23 protein-coding genes and 1 tRNA gene are annotated in these 23,237 nt (G+C 59.4%); 7 read left to right on the forward strand and 17 right to left on the reverse strand.

Going from position 1 to position 23,237, the window contains the following annotated elements; genetic code table 11:
• The first annotated feature begins 167 nt into the window (after nucleotides 1–167).
• From YA0848_RS26660 to YA0848_RS26690, 7 genes are all read left to right on the forward strand, one after another.
• Nucleotides 168–1,676, forward strand: a complete 1,509-nt coding sequence (locus tag YA0848_RS26660; protein ID WP_169903350.1) for a sigma-54-dependent transcriptional regulator — start codon at nucleotides 168–170, stop codon at nucleotides 1,674–1,676.
• Nucleotides 1,677–2,100: 424 nt separating this feature from the next.
• Nucleotides 2,101–2,484 carry a glycine cleavage system protein GcvH gene (gene gcvH, locus YA0848_RS26665; protein WP_034100140.1) on the forward strand — a complete coding sequence of 128 codons (384 nt, stop codon included), beginning with the start codon at nucleotides 2,101–2,103 and terminating at the stop codon, nucleotides 2,482–2,484.
• Nucleotides 2,485–2,494: 10 nt separating this feature from the next.
• The gene (gcvP, locus tag YA0848_RS26670; protein ID WP_169903349.1) at nucleotides 2,495–5,335 is read left to right on the forward strand and encodes an aminomethyl-transferring glycine dehydrogenase; all 2,841 of its coding nucleotides are present in this window, start codon (nucleotides 2,495–2,497) and stop codon (nucleotides 5,333–5,335) included.
• Between the two features lie 115 nt (nucleotides 5,336–5,450).
• Complete coding sequence (locus YA0848_RS26675) at nucleotides 5,451–6,827, forward strand: L-serine ammonia-lyase (RefSeq protein WP_034100144.1); 1,377 nt, start codon at nucleotides 5,451–5,453, stop codon at nucleotides 6,825–6,827.
• A gap of 39 nt (nucleotides 6,828–6,866) precedes the next feature.
• The gene (gene gcvT, locus YA0848_RS26680; RefSeq protein WP_034100146.1) at nucleotides 6,867–7,991 is read left to right on the forward strand and encodes a glycine cleavage system aminomethyltransferase GcvT; all 1,125 of its coding nucleotides are present in this window, start codon (nucleotides 6,867–6,869) and stop codon (nucleotides 7,989–7,991) included.
• Nucleotides 7,992–8,384: 393 nt separating this feature from the next.
• Nucleotides 8,385–8,597, forward strand: coding sequence for a cold-shock protein (locus YA0848_RS26685; RefSeq protein ID WP_003365337.1), 213 nt, complete (start codon nucleotides 8,385–8,387; stop codon nucleotides 8,595–8,597).
• A gap of 93 nt (nucleotides 8,598–8,690) precedes the next feature.
• Complete coding sequence (locus YA0848_RS26690) at nucleotides 8,691–9,179, forward strand: RDD family protein (protein ID WP_034114976.1); 489 nt, start codon at nucleotides 8,691–8,693, stop codon at nucleotides 9,177–9,179.
• 66 nt (nucleotides 9,180–9,245) lie between these two features.
• Here the strand turns inward: YA0848_RS26690 and nadA are convergent, their stop codons facing one another.
• From nadA to YA0848_RS26775, 17 genes are all read right to left on the reverse strand, one after another.
• Nucleotides 9,246–10,304 carry a quinolinate synthase NadA gene (gene nadA, locus YA0848_RS26695; protein ID WP_034100151.1) on the reverse strand — a complete coding sequence of 353 codons (1,059 nt, stop codon included), beginning with the start codon at nucleotides 10,302–10,304 and terminating at the stop codon, nucleotides 9,246–9,248.
• Between the two features lie 338 nt (nucleotides 10,305–10,642).
• Nucleotides 10,643–10,718 (reverse strand) — tRNA-Lys (locus YA0848_RS26700).
• A gap of 147 nt (nucleotides 10,719–10,865) precedes the next feature.
• Nucleotides 10,866–11,513 (reverse strand): 7-carboxy-7-deazaguanine synthase QueE, encoded by a 648-nt coding sequence (queE, locus tag YA0848_RS26705; RefSeq protein ID WP_034100607.1) that lies wholly within the window; start codon nucleotides 11,511–11,513, stop codon nucleotides 10,866–10,868.
• A gap of 164 nt (nucleotides 11,514–11,677) precedes the next feature.
• Entirely contained in the window at nucleotides 11,678–12,511 is an 834-nt protein-coding gene (gene ybgF, locus YA0848_RS26710) for a tol-pal system protein YbgF (RefSeq protein WP_034100154.1), read from the reverse strand.
• Between the two features lie 6 nt (nucleotides 12,512–12,517).
• The gene (gene pal / locus YA0848_RS26715) at nucleotides 12,518–13,018 is read right to left on the reverse strand and encodes a peptidoglycan-associated lipoprotein Pal (protein ID WP_034100156.1); all 501 of its coding nucleotides are present in this window, start codon (nucleotides 13,016–13,018) and stop codon (nucleotides 12,518–12,520) included.
• Nucleotides 13,019–13,073: 55 nt separating this feature from the next.
• On the reverse strand, nucleotides 13,074–14,354 hold the full coding sequence (tolB, locus tag YA0848_RS26720) for a Tol-Pal system beta propeller repeat protein TolB (protein WP_034100158.1): 1,281 nt from the start codon (nucleotides 14,352–14,354) through the stop codon (nucleotides 13,074–13,076).
• 17 nt (nucleotides 14,355–14,371) lie between these two features.
• Nucleotides 14,372–15,445 carry a cell envelope integrity protein TolA gene (tolA, locus tag YA0848_RS26725; protein WP_034100160.1) on the reverse strand — a complete coding sequence of 358 codons (1,074 nt, stop codon included), beginning with the start codon at nucleotides 15,443–15,445 and terminating at the stop codon, nucleotides 14,372–14,374.
• Nucleotides 15,445–15,897, reverse strand: a complete 453-nt coding sequence (gene tolR / locus YA0848_RS26730; RefSeq protein ID WP_162276712.1) for a protein TolR — start codon at nucleotides 15,895–15,897, stop codon at nucleotides 15,445–15,447. Before tolR ends, tolA begins: the two co-directional genes overlap by 1 nt.
• A gap of 23 nt (nucleotides 15,898–15,920) precedes the next feature.
• A complete protein-coding gene (tolQ, locus tag YA0848_RS26735; protein WP_010208111.1) occupies nucleotides 15,921–16,616 on the reverse strand; it encodes a protein TolQ in 696 nt (231 codons plus the stop codon).
• Between the two features lies 1 nt (nucleotide 16,617).
• The gene (ybgC, locus tag YA0848_RS26740; protein WP_034100165.1) at nucleotides 16,618–17,073 is read right to left on the reverse strand and encodes a tol-pal system-associated acyl-CoA thioesterase; all 456 of its coding nucleotides are present in this window, start codon (nucleotides 17,071–17,073) and stop codon (nucleotides 16,618–16,620) included.
• A gap of 139 nt (nucleotides 17,074–17,212) precedes the next feature.
• On the reverse strand, nucleotides 17,213–18,271 hold the full coding sequence (ruvB, locus tag YA0848_RS26745; protein ID WP_034100167.1) for a Holliday junction branch migration DNA helicase RuvB: 1,059 nt from the start codon (nucleotides 18,269–18,271) through the stop codon (nucleotides 17,213–17,215).
• On the reverse strand, nucleotides 18,272–18,883 hold the full coding sequence (ruvA, locus tag YA0848_RS26750; protein ID WP_034100169.1) for a Holliday junction branch migration protein RuvA: 612 nt from the start codon (nucleotides 18,881–18,883) through the stop codon (nucleotides 18,272–18,274).
• Between the two features lie 67 nt (nucleotides 18,884–18,950).
• The gene (gene ruvC / locus YA0848_RS26755) at nucleotides 18,951–19,475 is read right to left on the reverse strand and encodes a crossover junction endodeoxyribonuclease RuvC (protein ID WP_034100171.1); all 525 of its coding nucleotides are present in this window, start codon (nucleotides 19,473–19,475) and stop codon (nucleotides 18,951–18,953) included.
• A 159-nt stretch (nucleotides 19,476–19,634) separates the two neighbouring features.
• A complete protein-coding gene (locus YA0848_RS26760) occupies nucleotides 19,635–20,381 on the reverse strand; it encodes a YebC/PmpR family DNA-binding transcriptional regulator (RefSeq protein WP_034100173.1) in 747 nt (248 codons plus the stop codon).
• Nucleotides 20,382–20,531: 150 nt separating this feature from the next.
• The gene (gene aspS, locus YA0848_RS26765; protein WP_034100175.1) at nucleotides 20,532–22,307 is read right to left on the reverse strand and encodes an aspartate--tRNA ligase; all 1,776 of its coding nucleotides are present in this window, start codon (nucleotides 22,305–22,307) and stop codon (nucleotides 20,532–20,534) included.
• 108 nt (nucleotides 22,308–22,415) lie between these two features.
• Nucleotides 22,416–22,637: an FmdB family zinc ribbon protein gene (locus YA0848_RS26770; RefSeq protein WP_003193872.1), complete on the reverse strand. Its 222-nt coding sequence runs from the start codon at nucleotides 22,635–22,637 to the stop codon at nucleotides 22,416–22,418.
• A 170-nt stretch (nucleotides 22,638–22,807) separates the two neighbouring features.
• On the reverse strand, nucleotides 22,808–23,149 hold the full coding sequence (locus tag YA0848_RS26775; RefSeq protein WP_034100178.1) for a ribbon-helix-helix domain-containing protein: 342 nt from the start codon (nucleotides 23,147–23,149) through the stop codon (nucleotides 22,808–22,810).
• Nucleotides 23,150–23,237 lie beyond the last annotated feature (88 nt).

Raw genomic sequence — 23,237 nt, forward strand, 5'->3', positions numbered from 1 at the left:
TACCGTTAAAACTGTGGGAGGGAGCTTGCCCCCGATAGCGGCGAATCAGCCACCGATACCTTGGCTGACACGTCGTGATCGGGGGCAAGCCCCCTCTCACAGTTTGATCTCTATCGCCTGCAAGGCATACTTGGCACCCTCCGCACCCCAGAACCCAACGCCATCCCATGCGTATCCACGTCAGCTTCATCGACCGCGTCGGCATCACCCAGGAAGTCCTGGCCCTGCTGGGTGGGCGCAATCTGAATCTGGATGCGGTGGAGATGGTGCCGCCCAACGTCTATATCGATGCACCGACGTTGAGCGCCGAAGTGCTGGAAGAACTGCGCGACGCCCTGTTCAGCGTGCACGGCGTGCAGGCGGTGACCGTGGTGGACATCCTCCCTGGCCAACGCCGTCACCTGCAATTGGATGCCCTGCTGGCCGCCATGACCGATCCAGTGCTGGCCGTGGACAGTGCGGGCAAGATCCTGCTGGCCAATCCGGCATTGATCACGCTGTACGGCCGCGAACCGGCCGGCGAAAGCATCAGCGCGCTATTCAATGACCCGGCCTTGCTGGAAACCCTGCTGGAACAGGGCTTTCGCCTGCCGCTGCGCGAGATCAGCGTGAACGGCCAGACCTGGTTGCTCGACGCCACGCCGATCACCGATGCCGGCGCTCTGCTCACCCTCTACCAGCCCAACCGTATCGGCGAACAGCTGTCGGCCCTGCACCACGACCATGCAGAGGGCTTCGATGCGCTGCTGGGCGAGTCCCCGGTGATCCGCACCCTCAAGGCCCGCGCGCAAAGGGTGGCGGCGCTGGATGCTCCGTTGCTGATCCAGGGTGAAACCGGCACCGGCAAAGAGCTGGTGGCCCGCGCCTGCCACGCCATCAGCGCACGCGCCAGTGCACCGTTCCTGGCCTTGAACTGCGCGGCGCTGCCGGAAAACCTCGCCGAGAGCGAGCTGTTCGGTTACGCACCGGGTGCCTTTACCGGCGCCCAACGCGGCGGCAAACCGGGCCTGATGGAACTGGCCAACCAGGGCACGGTGTTCCTGGATGAGATCGGCGAAATGTCGCCGTATCTGCAGGCCAAATTGCTGCGTTTTCTCAATGACGGCAGCTTCCGCCGGGTCGGGGGTGACCGTGAGGTGAAGGTCAACGTGCGCATCCTCAGCGCCACCCACCGCGACTTGGAAAAAATGGTCAGCGAAGGCACCTTCCGTGAAGACCTGTTTTACCGCCTCAATGTGCTCAACGTGGAAGTGCCGCCCCTGCGCGCGCGCGGCCAGGACATCCTGCTGCTGGCGCGCTACTTTATGCAGCAGGCCTGCGCGCAGATCCAGCGCCCAGTGTGCCGCCTGGCGCCAGGCACCTACCCGGCGCTGCTGGGCAACCGCTGGCCGGGCAACGTACGCCAATTGCAGAACGTGATCTTTCGTGCCGCAGCCATTTGCGAAAGCAGCCTGGTGGACATCGGCGACCTGGACATCGCCGGCACCTCGGTGGCGCGCCAGAGCGACGTGGAAATCGACAGCCTGGAACAGGCCGTGGAAGACTTCGAGCGCGATCTGCTGGAAAAGCTCTACACCAGCTACCCCTCGACTCGCCAACTGGCCAGCCGTCTGCACACCTCGCACACGGCCATCGCCCATCGATTGCGTAAGTACGGTATTCCCAGCAAGCCCTGACCAGGTCCATGGGATCAGACTATGGAACACAGACAATGTGGGTGGGGGCTTGCCCCCGATGGCGGCGGGTCAGTCACAGATTAGTTGGCTGATCGGTAGTCATCGGGGGCAAGCCCCCTCCCACATTGAATGCACCGCAACGGTTTGGTCTGAGAACGACATCCACTGTACTGAAAGCGCTACAGCGTAACGATATCGCTACAACCCTGCTTTTTACGCGCCATGCAAGGCTTTGATCCACATAGGCTTTTTTTCAGCCGCTCGACTGTAGCGAAATCGCTCCACCTCACGCACACCTCATGTCTTCAATTTTTCATAACTCATTGTTTTATATGATTTAAATAACATTGGCCGCGATTTTGCTAAGCAATTGCCACTGTTTCCATTCCGTCCACCAGACGAATTCTGGCCCTGAGGAGTTTGCATGAGCGAGTTGCGTTTTACTGAAGATCACGAATGGCTGCGCGCCGAAGCCGACGGCAGCGTCACCGTGGGCATCACCGCTTTCGCACAGAACGCACTGGGTGATGTAGTTTACGTGCAACTGCCAGAGCTGCAGGCCTACACCAAGGGCGACGAAGCCTCCACCGTGGAATCGGTCAAAGCCGCCAGCGGCGTGTACATGCCGTTGGACGGTGAAGTGCTCGAAGTGAACGACAAGCTCAGCGAAAGCCCGGAGCTGGTCAACGAAGACCCGATGGGCGATGGCTGGTTCTTCCGCTTTAAACCGGCCGATGCACATGCAGTGACTACGCTGTTGGATCAGGACGCGTACGACCGCCTGATCAAAGCCAACGCCGAAGCCTGAGGAGCACGCCATGACCGTTAATCTCACCACCGCCAACGAATTCATCGCCCGCCATATCGGCCCGCGCCAGGCAGACGAGCAACACATGCTCGCCAGCCTGGGCTTTGACTCCCTGGAAGCCCTGAGCGCCAGCGTGATCCCGGAAAGCATCAAGGGCACCAGCGTGCTCGGCCTGGAAGACGGCCTGAGCGAAGCCGAGGCGCTGGCGCGAATCAAAGCCATCGCCAGCCAGAACCAACTGTTCAAGACCTACATCGGCCAGGGCTACTACAACTGCCACACACCGGCGCCGATCCTGCGCAACCTCCTGGAAAACCCGGCCTGGTATACCGCCTACACCCCTTACCAGCCGGAGATTTCCCAGGGCCGCCTGGAAGCGCTGTTGAACTTCCAGACCCTGATCAGCGACCTCACCGGCCTGCCGATCGCCAACGCCTCCCTGCTCGACGAAGCCACCGCCGCCGCCGAAGCCATGACCTTCTGCAAACGCCTGAGCAAGAACAAAGGCAGCAATGCCTTCTTCGCCTCGATCCACAGCCACCCGCAGACCCTCGACGTGTTGCGCACCCGTGCCGAGCCATTGGGCATCGACGTGGTGGTGGGCGATGAGCGCGAACTGAGTGACTTCAGCCCATTCTTCGGCGCCCTGCTGCAATACCCGGCCAGCAATGGCGATGTGTTCGACTACCGCGAACTCACCGAGCGCTTCCATGCCGCCAACGCCCTGGTGGCCGTGGCCGCCGACTTGCTGGCCCTGACCCTGTTGACCCCACCGGGTGAATTCGGCGCCGACGTGGCCATCGGCAGCGCACAACGCTTCGGCGTGCCGCTGGGCTTCGGTGGCCCGCATGCGGCCTATTTCTCCACCAAGGATGCGTTCAAGCGCGATATGCCAGGCCGTCTGGTGGGCGTGTCTGTTGACCGTTTCGGCAAGCCGGCCCTGCGTTTGGCCATGCAGACCCGCGAGCAGCACATCCGCCGCGAGAAAGCCACGTCCAACATCTGCACCGCCCAAGTGCTGCTGGCCAACATCGCCAGCATGTACGCGGTGTATCACGGCCCCAAAGGCCTGACGCAGATCGCCCAACGCATTCATCAGTTGACCGCCATCCTCGCCAAAGGCCTGAGCGCGCTGGGCCTGAAGGTCGAGCAAACGCAGTTCTTCGATACCCTGACCCTCAACACCGGCGCCGCCACCGCTGCCCTGCACGACAAGGCCCGCGCCCAGCGCATCAACCTGCGCGTGGTCGACGCTGAGCGGGTTGGTCTGTCGGTCGATGAAACCACTACCCAGGCCGATATCCAGGCCCTGTGGGCGATCTTCGCCGACGGCAAGGCCCTGCCCGCTTTCGACGCCCAAGCCGACAGCTGCCTGCCGGCGGCGCTGCTGCGTCAATCGCCGATCCTCAGCCACCCAGTGTTCAACCGTTACCACTCCGAAACCGAGCTGATGCGCTACCTGCGCAAACTGGCCGACAAGGACCTGGCGCTGGACCGCACCATGATTCCGTTGGGCTCGTGCACCATGAAGCTCAACGCCGCCAGCGAAATGATCCCGGTGACCTGGGCCGAGTTCGGCGCCCTGCACCCGTTCGCCCCAACCGAACAAAGCGCCGGTTACCAGCAACTGACCGCCGACCTGGAAGCCATGCTCTGCGCGGCCACCGGTTATGAAGCCATCTCCTTGCAACCGAACGCTGGTTCCCAAGGCGAATACGCCGGGCTGCTGGCGATCCGTGCTTATCACCAGAGCCGTGGCGAAGCCCGTCGCGATATCTGCCTGATCCCCTCGTCCGCCCACGGCACCAACCCAGCCACCGCCAACATGGCCGGCATGCGCGTGGTCGTCACCGCCTGCGACGCCCGTGGCAACGTGGACATCGAAGACCTGCGCGCCAAAGCGATCGAGCACCGCGAGCACCTGGCCGCGCTGATGATCACCTACCCGTCCACCCACGGCGTGTTCGAAGAAGGCATCCGCGAAATCTGCGGGATCATCCACGACAACGGCGGCCAGGTGTACATCGACGGCGCCAACATGAACGCTATGGTGGGCCTGTGCGCACCGGGCAAGTTCGGCGGCGACGTGTCCCACCTGAACCTGCACAAGACCTTCTGCATCCCCCACGGCGGTGGCGGCCCAGGCGTTGGCCCGATTGGCGTCAAATCGCACCTCACGCCTTTCCTGCCGGGCCATGCGGCCATGGAGCGCAAGGAAGGCGCGGTGTGCGCGGCGCCATTCGGCAGCGCGAGCATCCTGCCGATCACTTGGATGTACATCAGCATGATGGGCGGCGCGGGCCTCAAGCGCGCGTCGCAACTGGCGATCCTGAACGCCAACTACATTTCCCGTCGCCTCGAAGAGCACTACCCCGTGCTGTACACCGGCAGCAACGGCCTGGTGGCACACGAGTGCATCCTGGACCTGCGCCCGCTCAAGGACAGCAGCGGTATCAGCGTGGATGACGTGGCCAAGCGTCTGATCGACTTCGGCTTCCATGCCCCGACCATGTCGTTCCCGGTGGCGGGCACCCTGATGATCGAACCGACCGAGAGCGAATCCAAGGAAGAACTGGACCGCTTCTGCGACGCGATGATTGCCATCCGCGAAGAAATCCGCGCGGTGGAAAACGGCACCCTGGATAAAGACGACAACCCACTGAAAAACGCCCCGCACACCGCCGCCGAACTGGTGGGTGAGTGGAGCCATCCGTACAGCCGTGAACAGGCGGTGTACCCGGTCGCGTCGTTGATCGAAGGCAAGTACTGGCCGCCGGTGGGCCGGGTCGACAACGTGTTTGGCGATCGCAACCTGGTGTGTGCGTGCCCGTCGATCGAGCTTTATGCCTAAAGCAGTTGGAAGCGGCAAGCTACGAGCTGCAAGTTAAAAGCCGAATGGCTCTTTCTTGCCGCTTGTGGCTTGCCGCTTGCCGCTGCTCCTATAACAAGAAACCGGAGAACCACTCATGTCTTTAAGCGTGTTCGACCTGTTCAAGATTGGCATCGGCCCCTCCAGTTCCCATACCGTCGGCCCGATGCGCGCCGCCGCTCGATTCGTCGAGGGGCTCAAGCGTGACGCGCTGTTGAGCGCCACCACTCACGTCAAGGTGGAACTCTATGGCTCCCTCGGCGCCACCGGCAAAGGCCACGGCAGCGACAAAGCCGTGCTGCTGGGCCTGGAAGGCGAACACCCGGACACCGTGAACACCGAAACCGTGGCCACGCGCCTGGCGCAGATGCGCAGCGACGGTCGCTTGAACCTGCTCGGCGAACACAGCATTGCGTTCAACGAGAAAGAACACCTGGCGATGATCCGCAAGCCCCTCGCCTATCATCCCAATGGCATGATCTTCCGCGCCTTCGACGCCGCCGGCCTGCAGATCCGCAGCCGCGAGTACTACTCAGTCGGCGGTGGCTTCGTGGTGGATGAAGGTGCCGCCGGCGCTGACCGGATTGTCGAAGACGCCACGCCCCTGACCTTTCCATTCAAGAGCGCCAAGGACCTGCTTGGGCATTGTGCGACGTACGGATTGTCCATCAGCCAAGTGATGCTGACCAACGAAAGCGCATGGCGTCCAGAGGCGGAAACCCGGGCCGGCCTGCTGAAAATCTGGCAGGTCATGCAGGACTGTGTCGACGCGGGCTGTCGCAACGAAGGCATTTTGCCCGGTGGTTTGAAGGTCAAGCGCCGCGCCGCGGCCCTGCATCGTCAACTGTGCAAAAACCCGGAATCGGCGTTGCGCGATCCGTTGTCGGTGCTTGATTGGGTCAACCTGTACGCCCTGGCGGTCAACGAAGAAAACGCCAACGGCGGGCGCGTGGTCACAGCGCCCACCAACGGTGCGGCCGGGATCATTCCGGCGGTGCTGCATTACTACATGCGCTTTATCCCAGGAGCGAACGAAGACGGCGTGGTGCGCTTTCTGCTCACCGCCGCCGCCATCGGCATTCTTTACAAGGAAAATGCGTCGATCTCCGGCGCCGAGGTGGGCTGCCAGGGCGAAGTCGGCGTGGCTTGCTCCATGGCCGCCGGCGCGCTGTGTGAGGTGCTGGGCGGCAGCGTTTCCCAAGTGGAAAACGCCGCCGAGATCGGCATGGAGCACAACCTCGGCCTGACCTGCGACCCCATTGGCGGCCTGGTGCAAGTGCCTTGCATCGAGCGCAACGCAATGGGCTCGGTGAAGGCGATCAACGCTGTGCGCATGGCCTTGCGTGGTGATGGGCAGCACTTCGTGTCCCTCGATAAGGTCATCCGCACCATGCGCCAGACCGGCGCCGATATGAAAAGCAAATACAAGGAAACCGCCCGTGGCGGTTTGGCGGTCAACATTATCGAGTGCTGACGCCTAAAGGCGCGCCAGCACGTTTTTCAGGAGCAGAACATGTCCACCGAAACCCTATTGAAAACCCCGCTGCATGCCCTGCACATCGAGCTGGGCGCGCGCATGGTGCCCTTCGCCGGCTACGACATGCCGGTGCAATACCCGCTCGGTGTCATGAAGGAGCACCTGCACACCCGTGATCAGGCCGGGTTGTTCGATGTGTCCCATATGGGTCAGATCCGTCTGAGTGGCGCCAATGCTGCCAAGGCCCTGGAAACCTTGGTGCCGGTCGACATCATCGACCTGCCGGTGGGCATGCAGCGCTACGCGATGTTCACCAACGATCAGGGCGGCATCCTCGATGACCTGATGGTGGCCAATCTGGGTAACGATGAGCTGTTCCTGGTGGTCAATGCGGCCTGCAAGGATCAAGACCTGGCCCACCTGCGCCAACACATCGGTGATCAGTGCACCATCGAGCCGCTGTTCGAAGCGCGCGCCCTGTTGGCGCTGCAAGGCCCGGCAGCGGTGAAGGTGCTGGCGCGCCTGGCGCCGGAAGTGACCAAGATGACCTTCATGCAGTTCGCCGCCGTGCGCCTGCTGGGGGTGGATTGCTATGTCAGCCGCTCCGGCTACACCGGCGAGGACGGCTTTGAGATTTCCGTGCCTGCGGCCAGCGCTGAAAGCCTGGCCCGCAGCCTGCTGGCCGAAACCGAAGTACAACCCATCGGCCTGGGCGCCCGCGACTCCCTGCGTCTGGAAGCCGGCCTGTGCCTGTACGGTCATGACATGAACACGGACACCACGCCTATCGAGGCCAGCCTGCTATGGGCCATCTCCAAGGCACGCCGCGCCGACGGTGCCCGCGCCGGGGGGTTCCCGGGGGCGGACCGGATCTTCACCCAGCAACAGACTGGCGTGAGCCGCAAGCGCGTGGGCTTGCTGCCCCAGGAACGCACGCCAGTACGTGAAGGCGCTGAGATCGTCGACGCACACGGCAGCGTGATTGGCAGCGTCTGCAGCGGCGGCTTCGGCCCAAGCCTGGGCGGCCCGCTGGCCATGGGTTACCTCGACAGCGCCTTTACCGCTCTGGATACAGAAGTCTCTGCGTTGGTGCGTGGGAAAAAGGTGCCACTTCGTGTAAGTAAAATGCCATTTGTGCCACAGCGTTACTACCGTGGCTGATTGACTGTTCCTATAAGTAACGCGGTCGCGCCAAGGTGCACTAAACTGTAACGCGACCGCCATAAAACAGTGCATTTACGATAGTTAATATGACTGGCGGCTGCCTATATCAAGTGATTAGGACTATCGAATAAGTCAGTTCCATTATATTCAACGAAGTGTCATCAGCCCGCGCAATGCGGGGCGTCCGGCAGGGCTTGTTTTTATCGTATTAGTTGGCGTAGAGTTTGCCCACTGTGTTTGCATGGGTCGCTTGGAACCTGGACCTGGGCAGTAGCTGAAGTAGTTTTGCTACAACCCGTTCGACGTCTCTTACTTTCCTGCAACCCAGCCCAGTACTCTTTCGCGTGAAAGGGGCTGTCATTAATTTTTTAGCGTCAAGGAAATAAGAAAATGGCTGAACGTCAGAGCGGTACCGTCAAGTGGTTTAACGACGAGAAAGGGTTTGGTTTTATCACTCCAGAAAGCGGTCCGGATCTGTTCGTGCATTTCCGCGCTATTCAGGGCAACGGCTTCAAGAGCCTGAAAGAAGGCCAGAAAGTGACCTTCGTTGCGGTGCAAGGCCAAAAAGGCATGCAGGCTGACGAAGTTCAAGCAGAAGGCTGATTCCTCTGCGACAAAAAGCCCCTGATATGACATCAGGGGCTTTTTTATGGGCGCAATTCCGTAAAATGGCTTTTTCCTTCCGAGAGCCCTGCCATGTCCAAACCCCTGCTGAGCCCCCAAGGCGAATTTCCCGCCGTTGGCCTGGGTCGTCGTTTGGCAGCGATGTTCTATGACTTCCTGTTGTGCACCGCCCTGATGATCGTCACCGCGTTTATTTACAAACTGATCTGGATCGCGTTCATGGGCGAAGCCAGGATGCGCACGTTGACCGAATCGGGCGCCTTGGATGGCGACCCACTGCTGTCGACGATTCTATTGTTTGTACTGTTTGGGTTCTTCGCCAAGTTCTGGACCCATTCCGGTCAGACCCTGGGCATGCAGGTGTGGGGCGTACGCGTGCAGAACGCCGACGGCTCGCGGATCAGCCTGTGGCAAGCGCTGCTGCGCTTTGTGGTGTCAATTGCGTCGTGGTTGTGCGTGGGGCTGGGGTTTCTCTGGTCGCTGTTCGACAAGCAGAAACGCAGCTGGCATGACATCTACTCGGATACGCAGTTGGTGCGGATTCCGAAGCAGAAAAAATAACCCCGTGCCTGGTACAGATCAAAATGTGGGAGGGCCATACCCTCCCACGTTTTTTACCGCACTCGACTATGCGTTACCGGCCAGCTTCAGGCGCGCAGCCTGAGTAAAATCCAGCATGCGCTTAAGCGGTCTCACAGCCTGTGGAATCACTGAGGGTTCGACGAAGATCTCGTTGCTGCCCTCACGCAGGCACTGCAGCGTGCGCTCCAGCGTATTCATGGCCATCCACGGGCAGTGTGCGCAACTGCGACATGCCGCACCGTTGCCGGCCGTAGGCGCTTCTACGAAGACCTTGTCCGGGCATAGCTGCTGCATCTTGTAGAAGATCCCGCGGTCGGTCGCCACGATGAAAGTCTTGTTCGGCAAACGCTGCGCTGCGGCAATCAGTTGGCTGGTGGAGCCCACCGCATCGGCCAGCTCGATCACCGACGTGGGAGACTCCGGGTGCACTAGGATGGCTGCATCCGGGTACAGCGCCTTCATATCTTCCAGCTGCTTGGACTTGAACTCTTCATGGACGATGCAGGCACCGTCCCACAGCAGCATGTCGGCGCCGGTCTGGCGCTGGATGTAGGTGCCCAGGTGTTTATCCGGGCCCCAGATGATGGTTTCGCCGTTGTCCATCAGACTCTCGACAATTTCCAGCGCACAGCTGGACGTCACCACCCAATCAGCCCGCGCTTTTACCGCAGCCGAGGTATTGGCGTACACCACCACGGTACGCTCGGGATGCTGATCGCAAAACGCCGAAAACTCATCTACCGGGCAGCCCAGGTCCAAAGAGCAGGTCGCTTCAAGCGTAGGCATGAGAATGCGTTTTTCAGGTGTAAGGATCTTGGCCGTCTCCCCCATGAAACGCACGCCGGCAACCAGCACGGTCTTGGCCGGGTGCGCGGCGCCGAAGCGAGCCATTTCCAGGGAGTCGGAGACACAGCCACCGGTCTCTTCGGCCAGGGCCTGAATCACCGGATCGCAATAAAAGTGGGCTACCAGCACCGCGTCTTGAGCTTTGAGCTCAGCGGCGATGGCGGTACGCAGGCTCGCCTCTTCCTCGGCGCTGAGAGCCTTAGGCTGCTTGGCGTCGAGATGGGCTTGAACCAGTAAGCGTTCGGAAATGTGCGTCATGTTCGCAAGACCTGCAGGCGCAGAAGCGCGAAAGTCGAGTGTACCACCGGCTCTGGAGCCCTTCGGGCACCGCCGGACGAAGTGATTGTGTTCATCAAGCACGGGTGAAACAGAAGCTGGGCAAGGCTACAGAATATCGAATGGATTCAAAAGCCTAATCTGGTATTCGCGGGGGTGCCTGTCGGGTAAAAAATGGGAACCTCCGGGATCATCGCTGTAGTACTGCCCGAGGCGTCTTTCAAACCCTTCCGACTCCGTCCGCCCCCAAATCGCAGGCAAAAAAAAACCCGGAAATCCTCACTTACGTGGGCCTTCCGGATTTTCTAAACCGCTAAAAATGGTGGGTCGTGTGGGATTCGAACCTACGACCAATTGGTTAAAAGCCAACTGCTCTACCAACTGAGCTAACGACCCGCTGTGTGGTGGCGCGTATAATACTGATTTCTAAGGACTATTCAACACTTTATTTAAAATAAATCAGAAAAAACACCTTATCGCCGTGATTAAGGCTATTTGCAAGCCCCATACAACCCACCAAGGCCGAGTCCGAGAAGCTGAATTTCAACGACCCGGCTCGTCGTTCCACAGGTATTTATGGAGCTGCAGCTGCAAGCGCACCGGCAGATTGTCTGCCACTATCCAGTCAGCCAGGTCGCGGGCATTCAGGTCATGGTGGCTTGGGGAGAACAGCACCTCACCTGCGCGCCGCTCAAGACCATACTGAATCAGCTTTGATACTGCCCAATCGTAGTCATCACGAGAACAAATCACGAACTTGACCTGATCGTTGACGCTCAGCAGATCCATATTTTCGTAGCGGTTGCGATGCGCCTCTTTTGAATCCGGGGTCTTGAGGTCGACCACGCGGCTCACGCGAGGGTCTACCGCAGAGATGTCCAAGGCGCCGCTGGTTTCCAGAGACACTTCATAACCTGCGTCACACAGCTGCTTGAGCAACGGGAGGGCATTGGGCTGTGCCAGGGGCTCACCGCCCGTCACGCAGACGTAACGGGGCTTGAAACCTGCCACCTGCTCCAGGATATCGTCGAGGGTACGCACGGTGCCGCCACTGAAGGCGTAAGCGCTGTCACAGTATTGGCAACGCAAAGGGCAACCTGTCAGCCGTACAAATACAGTAGGCAGGCCTGCGGTTCGCGTTTCACCCTGTAACGAGTAAAAAACTTCGGTAATACGTAATGTGTCTTGCATAATCGCCACGGGCGTAACAGCTAAACAGGCTGTCCGCCTCCGTCAGGCACTTCTAGGAACCCCGCCAACGCGTAGACCCCAAGAAGCGTGTTTCATAAAAGGGCGTGGATTCTAACGAAAAAACCCGCGCCAGGCGCGGGTTTCTTCTAAACGGGCAGCTTCGCTTACAAGCGTTGCAGGTCGCGTTGAGCCAACTGGGCAGCGGACGTCCCCGGATACTGGGCCACTACTTGCTGCAGAATGCCTTTGACCTTGTCGGTATGACCCAGGCGGCGCTCTACGTCAGCCAGCTTATACAGCGAGTCCGGCACCTTGGCGTGCTTGGGGTACAGCTGACTGACCTTGGCAAATGCCTGGCCGGCACCTTGCAAATCACCCTTGGCGAGGTTGACTTCGCCAAGCCAGTATTGAGCGTTGCCCGCATATTGGCTGTTGGGGTATTTGCGCAGAAATGCGGTAAAAGCCTGGCTGGCTTTATCGAAGTCCTTGGCTTTGATCAGGTCGAAGGCAGCATCGTAATAGAGCTTTTCCTTCGCTGGGTCACCCGGTTCGCTGCTGGCGGCGGGGGCTTGGCTAGCGGCCGCCCCGGCTGCTGCACCACCGGCAGCAGCGCTTGGCGCGCCACCGGCAGAAGAATTATCAGGAGTGGCGGCAGGTGTAACGCCGGCTCCTATACGTCGATCAAGATCCTGGTATCGCTCCAGGCCTTCTTGCTTGAGCTGGTTCACTTGATTCTGCAGAACTTCAATCGCGCCTTGTTGCTGCGCAAGTTGATCCTGCATGCGTTGCAGCTGATTGAACAGTTCGCCCTGTGCCGAGGGCGCGGACGTAGCCGCCCCCCCAGCATAGGCGCCGTTCGTGCCATAACCCGCTGGCGGATAACTGCTCCCGCTATTGTTATAGCCAGAGTTGCTATCTTCCACAGGAACCGCAGCCCACACCGCAAGCGGTGCGAAGCTGAGAGCCAATACAGTTAGAGCACGACGGCACGTTCGCATGACGAATTACTTACGCAGTTCGACGCGACGGTTTTGAGCCCAGGACTGCTCGTCGTGGCCAGTAGCAACTGGACGCTCTTTACCGTAGGAAACCAGTTCCAGCTGAGCTGGCGAAACGCCTTGCAGGACCAGGTAGCGTTGAACGGCTTTAGCACGACGCTCGCCCAGTGCCATGTTGTACTCACGAGTACCACGTTCGTCGGTGTTACCTTCCAGAACAACGCGAGCGCCGTTAGCTTTCAGGTCCTTCGCGTGAACGTCCAGAGCGCGCATGGCTTCTGGCTTCAGGTCCGAACTGTCGTATTCGAAGTAGAAAGTAGTGATCGCGCGCAGAGCAGCTTCTTCGCTCAGGGAGCCGTCAACTGCACCAGTGTTAGCGCCATAACCAGCGTTTGGATCAACAGCTGCGCCTTCACCGGCATTGTCGCCGCCTTTGGACGAGCAACCAACGGCTACGGACAGAGCCAGAGCCAGAGCAGCAAACTTACCAAACTTCAGCATTTCCATCGTGAAACTCCTAATGAACCCCAGTGTGTTAAGCAAATCTTTTTGTAGCGCCGCGTCAGTTCAGGTAAGGGGACCAGGATGGTTCTCTGACTTCGCCTTGTGCGGTAGGAAGCGGGAGCCTTACGCGTCCATTAATGGACACGAGCATCAAGACTCCCCGGCCCTGCTGGCGGGTGGCGTAGATTACCATGGTGCCGTTGGGCGCAACAGTAGCTGACTCATCAAGGTTGGTATCTGTAAGGATTTTTACGGTTCCGCGCTGCAAATCCTGGGCCGCAACCCGGAAATTAGTGAAACCATCCTGACGGTGAATCATCACCAACGTCTTTTCATCAGCCGACAGTTTAGGGTTGGCGTTGTAGTTACCGATAAAGGTCACTCGTTCCGCACCGCCACCGCCAATACTGGACTTGTAGATTTGTGGCTTACCGCCACGGTCGGAAGTGAAGTAGATGGTCGAGCCATCCTTGCCCCAGAACGGTTCGGTATTGATGCCCGGGCCGCTGGTAACACGGGTGATCTGACGCGAAGCCATGTTCATCACGTAGATATCCGGATTGCCATCTTTAGACAGCACAAACGCCAGGCGCGAGCCATCCGGTGACCAGGCAGGCGCGCCGTTAAGGCCTTCGAAGTTGGTGATCTGCTCACGGCGACCGGTATCGATATGCTGCACAAAGATACGTGGGCGCTTCTGTTCGAAGGACACATAGGCAATACGCTTGCCGTCCGGTGCAAAGCGCGGCGACAGGATCGGCTCGCGCGATTGCAGCAAGGTCACTGCCCGCGCACCGTCGTAGTCCGAACGTTGCAGGGTGTAGCGAGTGTTATCTACCGAGAAGCGTTCAGCCGTTACATAGAGCAGACGCGTAGAGAAAGCACCTTTGATGCCGGTGAGCTTTTCAAACGACTGGTCCGAAATGTAGTGGGCCATGTCACGCAATTGTTCGGTGGTGCCCGACACGCTGCCGGTCAGGACCTGCTGCTCGGTGGCCACGTTGAACAACGCGTAGGTGATTTGCAAGCGGCCGCCAGCCGGCACAATGTTGCCGACCATCAGGTACTGGGCGCCAACGGCTTTCCAGTCACGGAACACGACTTCGCTGGCCTGGTTTGGCTGGCTGATCATGTTGCCTTTTGGAATTGGCGCGTAATAACCGGAGTTGCGCAGGTCGTCACTGACGATCTGTGCCATGTCGTCCGGCAATACACTGCCGCCTTGCCAACCGAACGGCACTACCGCGATCGGAGTGGCCCGATCGCTACCGCTGGTAACCAGGATGTTCTTTTCATCCGCCGTCGCTATCCCTGCCATACAGCAAATAACGACAAGCATTCCTCGAAGAAGGTTTCTCACAAGGCTAGATCCTCAGGTGTGAATGTCATCTTGAATGAACGATAGGGAGCGAAGTCGCTTGGTTTCATTCCCTGCATCTCGGTCAACCGGCCAATGTTCTTGACCGCGGCAACCGCCGAACTGTCGAACGAACCGTCACCACTGGACTTGGCTACGCTGACCGAAGTCACCGTACCGTCCGGCAACATGCCGATCTGCAGCACTACTGTCATGCCTTTGCGTGCCGAAGGTGGACGTGTCCAGCCTTCCGCCGCCCGCGCCCGAATCAGGTCGTCGAAACTGCCCGCGACTTCATCGCCACGCTCATCGGCCAAGGCTTGCTGACGCTGCGGCGTGTCGGAGAGCAAATCTGCCAAGGCCTGGGCCTTTTTCTCTTCGGCGGATTTGCGCGCTGCTTCCTGAGCCTTCTTCTTCTGGGCATCAGCGGCAGCTTTCTTCTTCGCGTCGTCGGCGACTTTCTTCTTCGCCTCGTCTGCTTCAGCTTTTTTCTTGGCGTCTTCGGCGGCTTTCTTCTTCGCGTCCTCGACTATCTTCTTCTTAGCTTCCTCAGCGGCCTTTTTCTTGGCCTCTTCTTCGGCAGCTTTTTTGGCTTCTTCTTCAGATTTCTTCTTGGCTATATCAGCCAATTGTTTCTCTTCAGCCTTTTTAGCTTCGGCAGCTTTCTCGGCTTTCTTGGCTTCATCAGCCTTTTTCGCCTCGTCGGCCTTCTTGGCTTCGTCAGCCTTTTTCGATTCCTCGGCCTTTTGAGCCGCCTCTTCTTTCTTTTGTTCCGCAGCAGCCTTCACCGCTTCCTGCTCGACCTTCTTCTGTTCCATCTGCTCGACTTCAGTCTGGCGCGCAGCCGACTTCTGAGCCTCACCCGCAATCTTCTGATTGGTCTGGGTAGTGGCCTGACTTTTCGATTTCAGCTGATACAGGGTCGCCTGCACGATCGGCTTGGCTGGCGGCAGGTCCGGGGTCATGGCAAAGCTGACGAACAACATGCCAAACACCAGCACATGCAGGGCAATCGCCCAAACGCTAGGCCAGAAGTAGCTTTCCGAGGCGGACGGCTCTCGCTGTTGGTGCATCAGGGCGCCTCGGTAATCAAGCCAACATTACCGACGCCGGCCTTCTGCAGCCCGCCCATGGCACCCATGACGGAGCCATAGTCGACTGCTTTGTCACCGCGGATGAATACTTGGGTGTGCTTGCCACCTTCGTTACCGGCGCGAATGATCTTGGTCACCGCATCGGTCATCGCCGGCAACGTCAGGGCCTTGTCCTGTTGCTTCTGAGTGTCGACTTCGCTGCCAAGGTTCCAGTAATAGGTCTTGTCGGACTTGATCGAAATGGTCAGCACCTGAGTGTTGTTGTCTTGCGGCAAGGCTTCGCTGGAAACCTTGGGCAGATCAACCTTCACACCCTGGTTGAGCATCGGCGCGGTCACCATGAAGATCACCAGCAGCACCAGCATCACGTCGATGTAAGGCACTACGTTCATCTCGGCGACCGGCTTGCGCTTGGTTCGAGCTCGAGTGATTAAAGCCATCGGGAGGTACCTGCTTATTCTTCGCTGGTGTGCACTTTACGGTGCAGGATCGCCTGGAATTCATCGGCGAAGGTGTAGTAACGGCCAATCAGGTTCTCGCCGCGTGCGGCAAAGCGGTTATAGGCGATCACCGCAGGGATGGCGGCAAACAGACCGATCGCAGTGGCGATCAGGGCTTCGGCGATACCGGGAGCCACGGTGGCCAGAGTCGCTTGCTGAGCCTGGGCCAGACCACGGAAGGAGTTCATGATCCCCCACACCGTACCGAACAGGCCGATATACGGGCTGACGGAGCCAACGGTGGCAAGAAAAGGCAGGCTCTGCTCAAGCTTCTCTTCCTCACGGGAAATGGCGACGCGCATGGCGCGGGCCACGCCTTCCATCACCGCTTCCGGGTCTACACCAGGCTGCTGGCGCAGACGGGAGAATTCCTTGAAGCCGGCACGGAAGATCTGCTCCACACCCGAATCCGGGTCCGGATTGCTGCCGGCCTGGCGATAGAGCTTGGACAGGTCGATACCCGACCAGAAGCGCTCCTCAAAGCTCTCCAGGGCACGTCGACCGGCACGCAGCAGGTTGCTGCGCTGAAAAATCATGACCCAAGAGGTAACCGATGCGGCTACCAGGGTCAGCATGACCAGTTGAACCACAACACTGGCATTGCTGACCAGGCTCCACATGGAGGAATGGTCGACGACGGTAGGTTCCACGCTAAATCTCCTGCTTTGATTGTTTACCCGCGCCGCTCACGGCGGCAAAGGCCACACGTAGAGTTTCGGGAATGGCCCGAGGTTTCAAACTGTTGGTGCGTACACACGCCACCAAAAACTGCCCCTCACAGAGCAGCGTTGCATCCGTTGCCCGCCTGACCTGCTGTTTGAAGCGCAGGCTGGCACGGTTCAATTCGATGACTTCAGCGCTAACCAGCAGTTCATCATCCAGTCGCGCCGGGGCGTGATAACGCGCCTCGCTGGAATGCACGACGAATAACAGGTCCTCCCCTGCCAGCTGGGATTGGGCAAAGCCCAGCTCCCGTAGCCGCTCGGTTCGAGCCCGCTCCATGAACTTAAGGTAATTGACGTAATAAACGATGCCGCCGGCATCGGTGTCCTCGTAATAAACGCGACAGCGATGTGCGAACGACTGATCCCCGTTTTGCGCGCGCATACTCTAGTGCTTACTCCTGAGGTTGCCAATCCGGCCAGGCAACTGTTTTTTCATTCTCTGAAACATTTTCACTGACAGAATGACGACGCCAGTCACTGGGACAGCACAAACCTCGAATAAATCGTCGAGCCAAGCGCTTTTAATCGTCCACTGCATCGAGGAATTCGTCTACTACGGGCATTTCGCCCAATCGTGACGGAATGTTTAATCCAAAATGCAGATAAGCATGACGCGTCACCACCCGCCCCCTTGGCGTGCGCATGATATAGCCCTGCTGGATCAGGTACGGTTCAAGCACATCCTCGATGGTATGGCGCTCCTCGCTGATGGCAGCGGCCAGGCTGTCCACGCCTACCGGGCCACCGTCGAACTTCTCGATCATGGTCAAGAGTAGACGCCGATCCTGATGATCGAAGCCATGTTCGTCCACATCCAGCAGGTTGAGCGCCAGGTCAGCCACCGCCTTCGTAATGTGCCCCTTGGCGCGCACTTCGGCGAAGTCACGCACACGACGCAGCAAACGGTTGGCGATACGCGGTGTGCCCCGGGCACGCCGCGCGATTTCAAACGAGCCTTCAGGGTCCAGCGGCAAGCCAAGGATGCTCGCCGAACGACTGACGATCGTGGCCAGATCCGCCGTGCTATAGAACTCCAGACGTTGAACAATCCCAAAACGGTCTCGCAGCGGATTGGTCAGCATCCCCGCTCGCGTGGTGGCGCCCACCAGAGTGAACGGCGGCAAATCGAGCTTGATCGAGCGAGCCGCCGGGCCTTCGCCAATCATGATGTCGAGTTGGAAATCCTCCATTGCCGGGTAAAGTACTTCCTCGACAATCGGCGAAAGCCGGTGGATTTCGTCGATAAACAGCACATCGTGCGGCTCTAGGTTGGTCAACAACGCTGCCAGATCACCGGGACGTTCCAGCACCGGACCTGAGGTGGACTTAATCGACACCCCCATTTCCTGGGCAATGATGTTGGCCAGGGTGGTCTTGCCCAGCCCCGGCGGACCGAAGATCAACGTGTGGTCCAGGGACTCACTGCGCCCGCGCGCCGCCTGGATGAACAGCTCCATCTGCTCGCGCACGGTGGGCTGGCCGATGTATTCAGCCAGGCTCAGGGGGCGGATGGCCCGGTCCTGGATTTCTTCACGGTCGCGCGGGCCGGTGGCCGCGATCAGACGATCAGCTTCAATCACTTAAATCATTCCCTTCAGGGCGCGGCGGATCATGTCTTCACTGCTCAGGTTCTTATCCTTGATGGCCGATACCGCTTTGCTCGCTTCCTGGGGTTTGTAGCCCAAGGAAATCAACGCGCTGACTGCATCGCTTTCGGCGCTGGCAACCTGGGACGCCGGCATATCAGGCTGGTTCGGCACCAAGGCAAACATGCTCGGCACCACTTCCCAGGCTTTGAAGCGGTCCTTGAGTTCCACCAGCAAGCGCTCGGCGGTTTTCTTGCCGACGCCCGGCACCTTGGTCAGCGCCGAGGTGTCCTGCGCCGATACGGCGCGCACCAGTTCGTCCACTTCCAGACTGGACATCAAGGCCAGCGCCAGTTTCGGTCCCACGCCATTGAGGCGGATCAGTTCGCGGAAGAAGTCACGGTCGCGCTTGCCAATGAAACCATAGAGCAATTGCGCGTCTTCGCGCACCACCAGATGGGTATGCAGCGTGAGCGGCTCGCCGACCGACGGCAGGCGATACAGGGTGGTCATGGGCACTTCCAGCTCGTAGCCCAGCCCGTTGACATCCAAAATAAGGTGCGGCGGCTGTTTTTCAGCCAGGGTGCCGCGCAAACGTCCAATCACGGTACAGATCCTTAACACTTAGGGTCAGATCAAAGCCTGACCGGAAATCTCGATTGCGCTGATGCTATCAGAGACGCAGGCGACCGCCACGACTGCGTGCCGTACCCAGGCCATGAGGCAGCAGACTGGAACGGGTGTGCGCATGGCAGATGGCAATGGCGAGGGCGTCGGAGGCGTCGATTTGCGGTTTAGCCGTGAGTTTGAGCATGTGCATGACCATCATCTGCACCTGCTCTTTATTGGCACCACCAGTACCGACCACAGCCTGCTTGACTTGGGTCGCGGTGTATTCGGCGATCTCCATGCCCTCCTCCGCGCCAGCAACGATGGCCGCACCACGGGCCTGGCCGAGTTTGAGCGCCGAGTCGGCGTTCTTGGCCATAAACACTTTTTCGATACCCATGGTCACCGGCCCGTAGGTCTGGATCACTTCACGCACGCCGCGATAGACGATCTGCAAGCGCTCGGCCAACTCCCCCGAACCGGTACGAATACAACCCGACGCAACGTAGACGCAGCCACGCGGAGTCTGCTGCACCACGCCAAAACCGGTGATGCGCGAACCGGGGTCGATACCTAGGATTAAAGTCATAACGCCTGCGGGTTGGGTTAAACACATTTTTTGATACAGGGAAGATTCAATGTGGGAGGGGGCTTGCCCCCGATTGCAGAGTATCAGTCGCCACATACAGCGACTGATACACCGCTATCGGGGGACAAGCCCCCTCCCACAATTAATCCACATCGTGCTTCAGCCTAGCTGTTCGGCCACTGACTCTGGAATATCGGCATTCGAATAGACGTTTTGTACATCGTCCAGATCTTCAAGCATATCCAGCAGCTTCAACACTTTCTGCGCGCCTTCCAGGTCCAATTCGGCACTGGTCGTCGGCAGCATCACGATTTCTGCGTCGGTGCCTTTGAAGCCGGCAGCTTCCAATGCATTGCGCACAGCATAGAAACTGGCAAACGAGGTGAAAACATCGATGGAACCGTCGTCGTTGGTGACCACGTCGTCGGCATCCGCCTCCATCGCCGCTTCCATCAGCGCGTCTTCATCGGTGCCCGGCGCGAAGGTGATCTGCCCCTTGCGCTCGAACAGATAGGCCACCGACCCGTCAGTACCGAGGTTGCCACCGCACTTGCTGAACGCATGGCGCACGGCAGCCGCGGTGCGGTTACGGTTATCGGTCATGCACTCGACCATCACCGCCACGCCGCCCGGGCCGTAGCCTTCGTAGGTCAGCTCGACCATGTCGTCGGTATCGGCAGCACCGGCACCACGGGCCACGGCGCGATCAATAATGTCGCGGCTCATATTGGCGCCCAGCGCCTTATCCAACGCCAGGCGCAGACGCGGGTTGGAGCCCGGATCACCGCCGCCCTGACGGGCAGCGACGGTCAATTCGCGAATCCACTTGGTGAAGATCTTGCCTTTCTTGGCATCCTGACGCTCTTTGCGGTGCTTGATGTTCGCCCACTTGGAATGGCCAGCCATAACACAACTCCGAATTCTCTAGAAACCTGATCAATCCCGCCCCAGGCCGGACCTTTCTCTTTAAAAACACAACCCTTGTAACGCAAAGGCGCATCCGAAGATGCGCCTTTTTAGACCGCGTAAACCTCAGTGCGCTTTCACGCAGCGGCTTTACTCAGCCTTCGGCGTCTCGCGCAGGCGGATATGCAGCTCGCGCAATGCCTTGGCATCCACTACGCCCGGTGCCTGGGTCATGACGTCCGCGGCACTCTGGGTTTTCGGGAAGGCGATCACTTCACGGATCGACTGGGCACCGGTCATCAGCATCACCAGACGGTCCAGACCGAAGGCCAGGCCACCGTGGGGCGGGGCCCCGTACTTCAAGGCGTCGAGCAGGAAGCCAAATTTCTCTTCCTGCTCCGCCTCATCAATGCCCAGCAGACGGAAGACCGCTTGCTGCATCTCTTTACGGTGGATACGGATCGAACCGCCACCCAGCTCAGTGCCGTTGAGCACCATGTCGTAAGCGCGCGACAGTGCGCCCGCCGGGTTGGCCTCCAACTCGGCCGGGGAGCATTTCGGCGCGGTGAACGGGTGGTGCAAGGCGCTGAAGCTGCCGTCGTCGTTCTCTTCGAACATCGGGAAGTCAACGACCCACATCGGCGCCCATTCGCAGGTCAGCAGGTTCAGGTCGTGGCCCAGCTTGATCCGCAGCGCGCCCAGCGCTTCGCTGACGATCTTGGCCTTGTCGGCACCGAAGAACACGATGTCGCCATCGACCGCACCCACGCGATCGAGGATCACGTTCAGGTTGGCTTCCGGGATGTTCTTCACGATGGGCGATTGCAGGCCATCAACGCCGTTGGCGCGCTCGTTGACCTTGATGTACGCCAGGCCCTTGGCACCGTAGATGCCGACGAACTTGGTGTAGTCGTCGATCTGCTTGCGCGGCATGCTCGCGCCGCCAGGCACGCGCAGGGCAGCGATGCGGCATTTAGGGTCGTTGGCCGGGCCGCTGAACACCTTGAAGTCGACTTCTTTCAGCTGATCGGCCACGTCCACCAGTTCCAGCGGGTTACGCAGGTCTGGTTTGTCGGAACCGTAGCGACGCATGGCTTCTTCGAAGGTCATGTGCGGGAATTCGCCGAATTCCAGGCCCAATACTTCTTTGAACAGGTTGCGGATCATCTGCTCGGTCAGGCCCATGATCTCTTTTTCATCGAGGAAACTGGTCTCGATGTCGATCTGGGTGAATTCCGGCTGACGGTCGGCGCGCAGGTCTTCGTCGCGGAAGCACTTGGCGATCTGGTAGTAACGGTCGAAGCCGGCCACCATCAGCAACTGTTTGAACAACTGCGGCGATTGCGGCAGGGCAAAGAAGCTACCGGCGTGGGTGCGGCTAGGCACCAGGTAGTCACGCGCGCCTTCCGGGGTGGCCCGGGTCAGGATCGGCGTTTCAACGTCGAGGAAGCCGTTCTCGTCGAGGAAGCGACGGATGCTGGTGGTCATGCGCGAGCGCAGACGCAGCTTCTCGGCCATTTCCGGACGACGCAGGTCCAGGAAGCGGTAGCGCAGGCGGGTTTCTTCGCCGACGTCGGAGTATTCGTTGAGTGGGAACGGCGGGGTTTCCGACTCGTTCAACACTTCCAGTTCGTAGCCCAACACCTCGATACCGCCGGAGGCCATGTTCTTGTTCACGGCACCTGCCGGACGCAGACGCACCTTGCCGGTGATCTTCACCACGTACTCACTGCGCACGCGGTCGGCGGCGGCAAAGCTCTCGGCGCGGTCCGGGTCGAACACCACTTGGGCCAGACCGTCACGATCACGGATATCGAGGAAGATCACCCCGCCGTGGTCGCGGCGACGGTGAACCCATCCGCAAAGGGTAATTTCCTGACCTTCCAGGGTCTCGTTCAGTTGGCCGCAATAGTGGCTGCGCATCATGGTCGTGGTTTCACTTCTCGTAATTCGAAATTCGGTGGAGGCCTGCCTCGTCACCGTTCATATAAGCCAGGTGACGGATAATGCAGGAGCCTGCGCGTAGAGTTCAACTCAGTCTGCTTTGTCGCCGCCCGCCAGATTCTTCTTGGCGCCGGTCTTGAAATCGGTCTCGTACCAGCCGCTGCCACTGAGGCGAAAGCCCGGCATGGACAACATCTTCTTGAGTTCAGGAGCCTGGCAGGCCGGGCAATCGACCAACGGCGCGGCGCTGATCTTCTGGATGGCTTCCAACTGATGACCACAGGAAGCACATTGATAGTCGTACATGGGCATGGCGATGTCTCGGCGAACAGATCGTTACTGCGCCACGCCTGCCCGAAGGGTAAAGCCCCGGCCTGCGCAGCAAAGCGCGGGATTATATCTGGTAAATCGAGCCAGCGCAGCCGGCTTTCTGCCCGGGAGCCAGCCCGCCAACACAGCGAGCCGACCCCGGGCACCTTTGTTTACTCCGGGTCGGGCGCAGCCGTACGGCCTTTTAACAGGTGAACCACGCACACCACCCTGACCAGACCACTGAAGTTTTTCACACCTCCATAACGCAAGTGCACTTCCCGATCGACGTAAGACAGTAACGCACTGACTGAACAGGCGTTGATCCTGGCGATTTCCGTAAGGATATTCCAATAGATCTGCTCAAGCCGCAGGCACGTCGAAAACCCGTTGAGCCTGACTGATCGGGACAATGGCCTTGCCAACCCCATATCGAACCCTTTGGCAAAGGGATCGATCTTTATCTGATGAAAGCCACAGGATTCCATGACTCCATTACTCACTGCGCGTGACATACACCTGACACTCCATTGCCAAACAGCAGCCCATGGGTCGCTCCCATTGGACAGTGGGCTTATCAAACAGCAGGAAGCGCGGGCTCAG

Source organism: Pseudomonas sp. S4_EA_1b (assembly GCF_016307435.1).
GTDB classification, from domain to species: domain Bacteria; phylum Pseudomonadota; class Gammaproteobacteria; order Pseudomonadales; family Pseudomonadaceae; genus Aquipseudomonas; species Aquipseudomonas rhodesiae.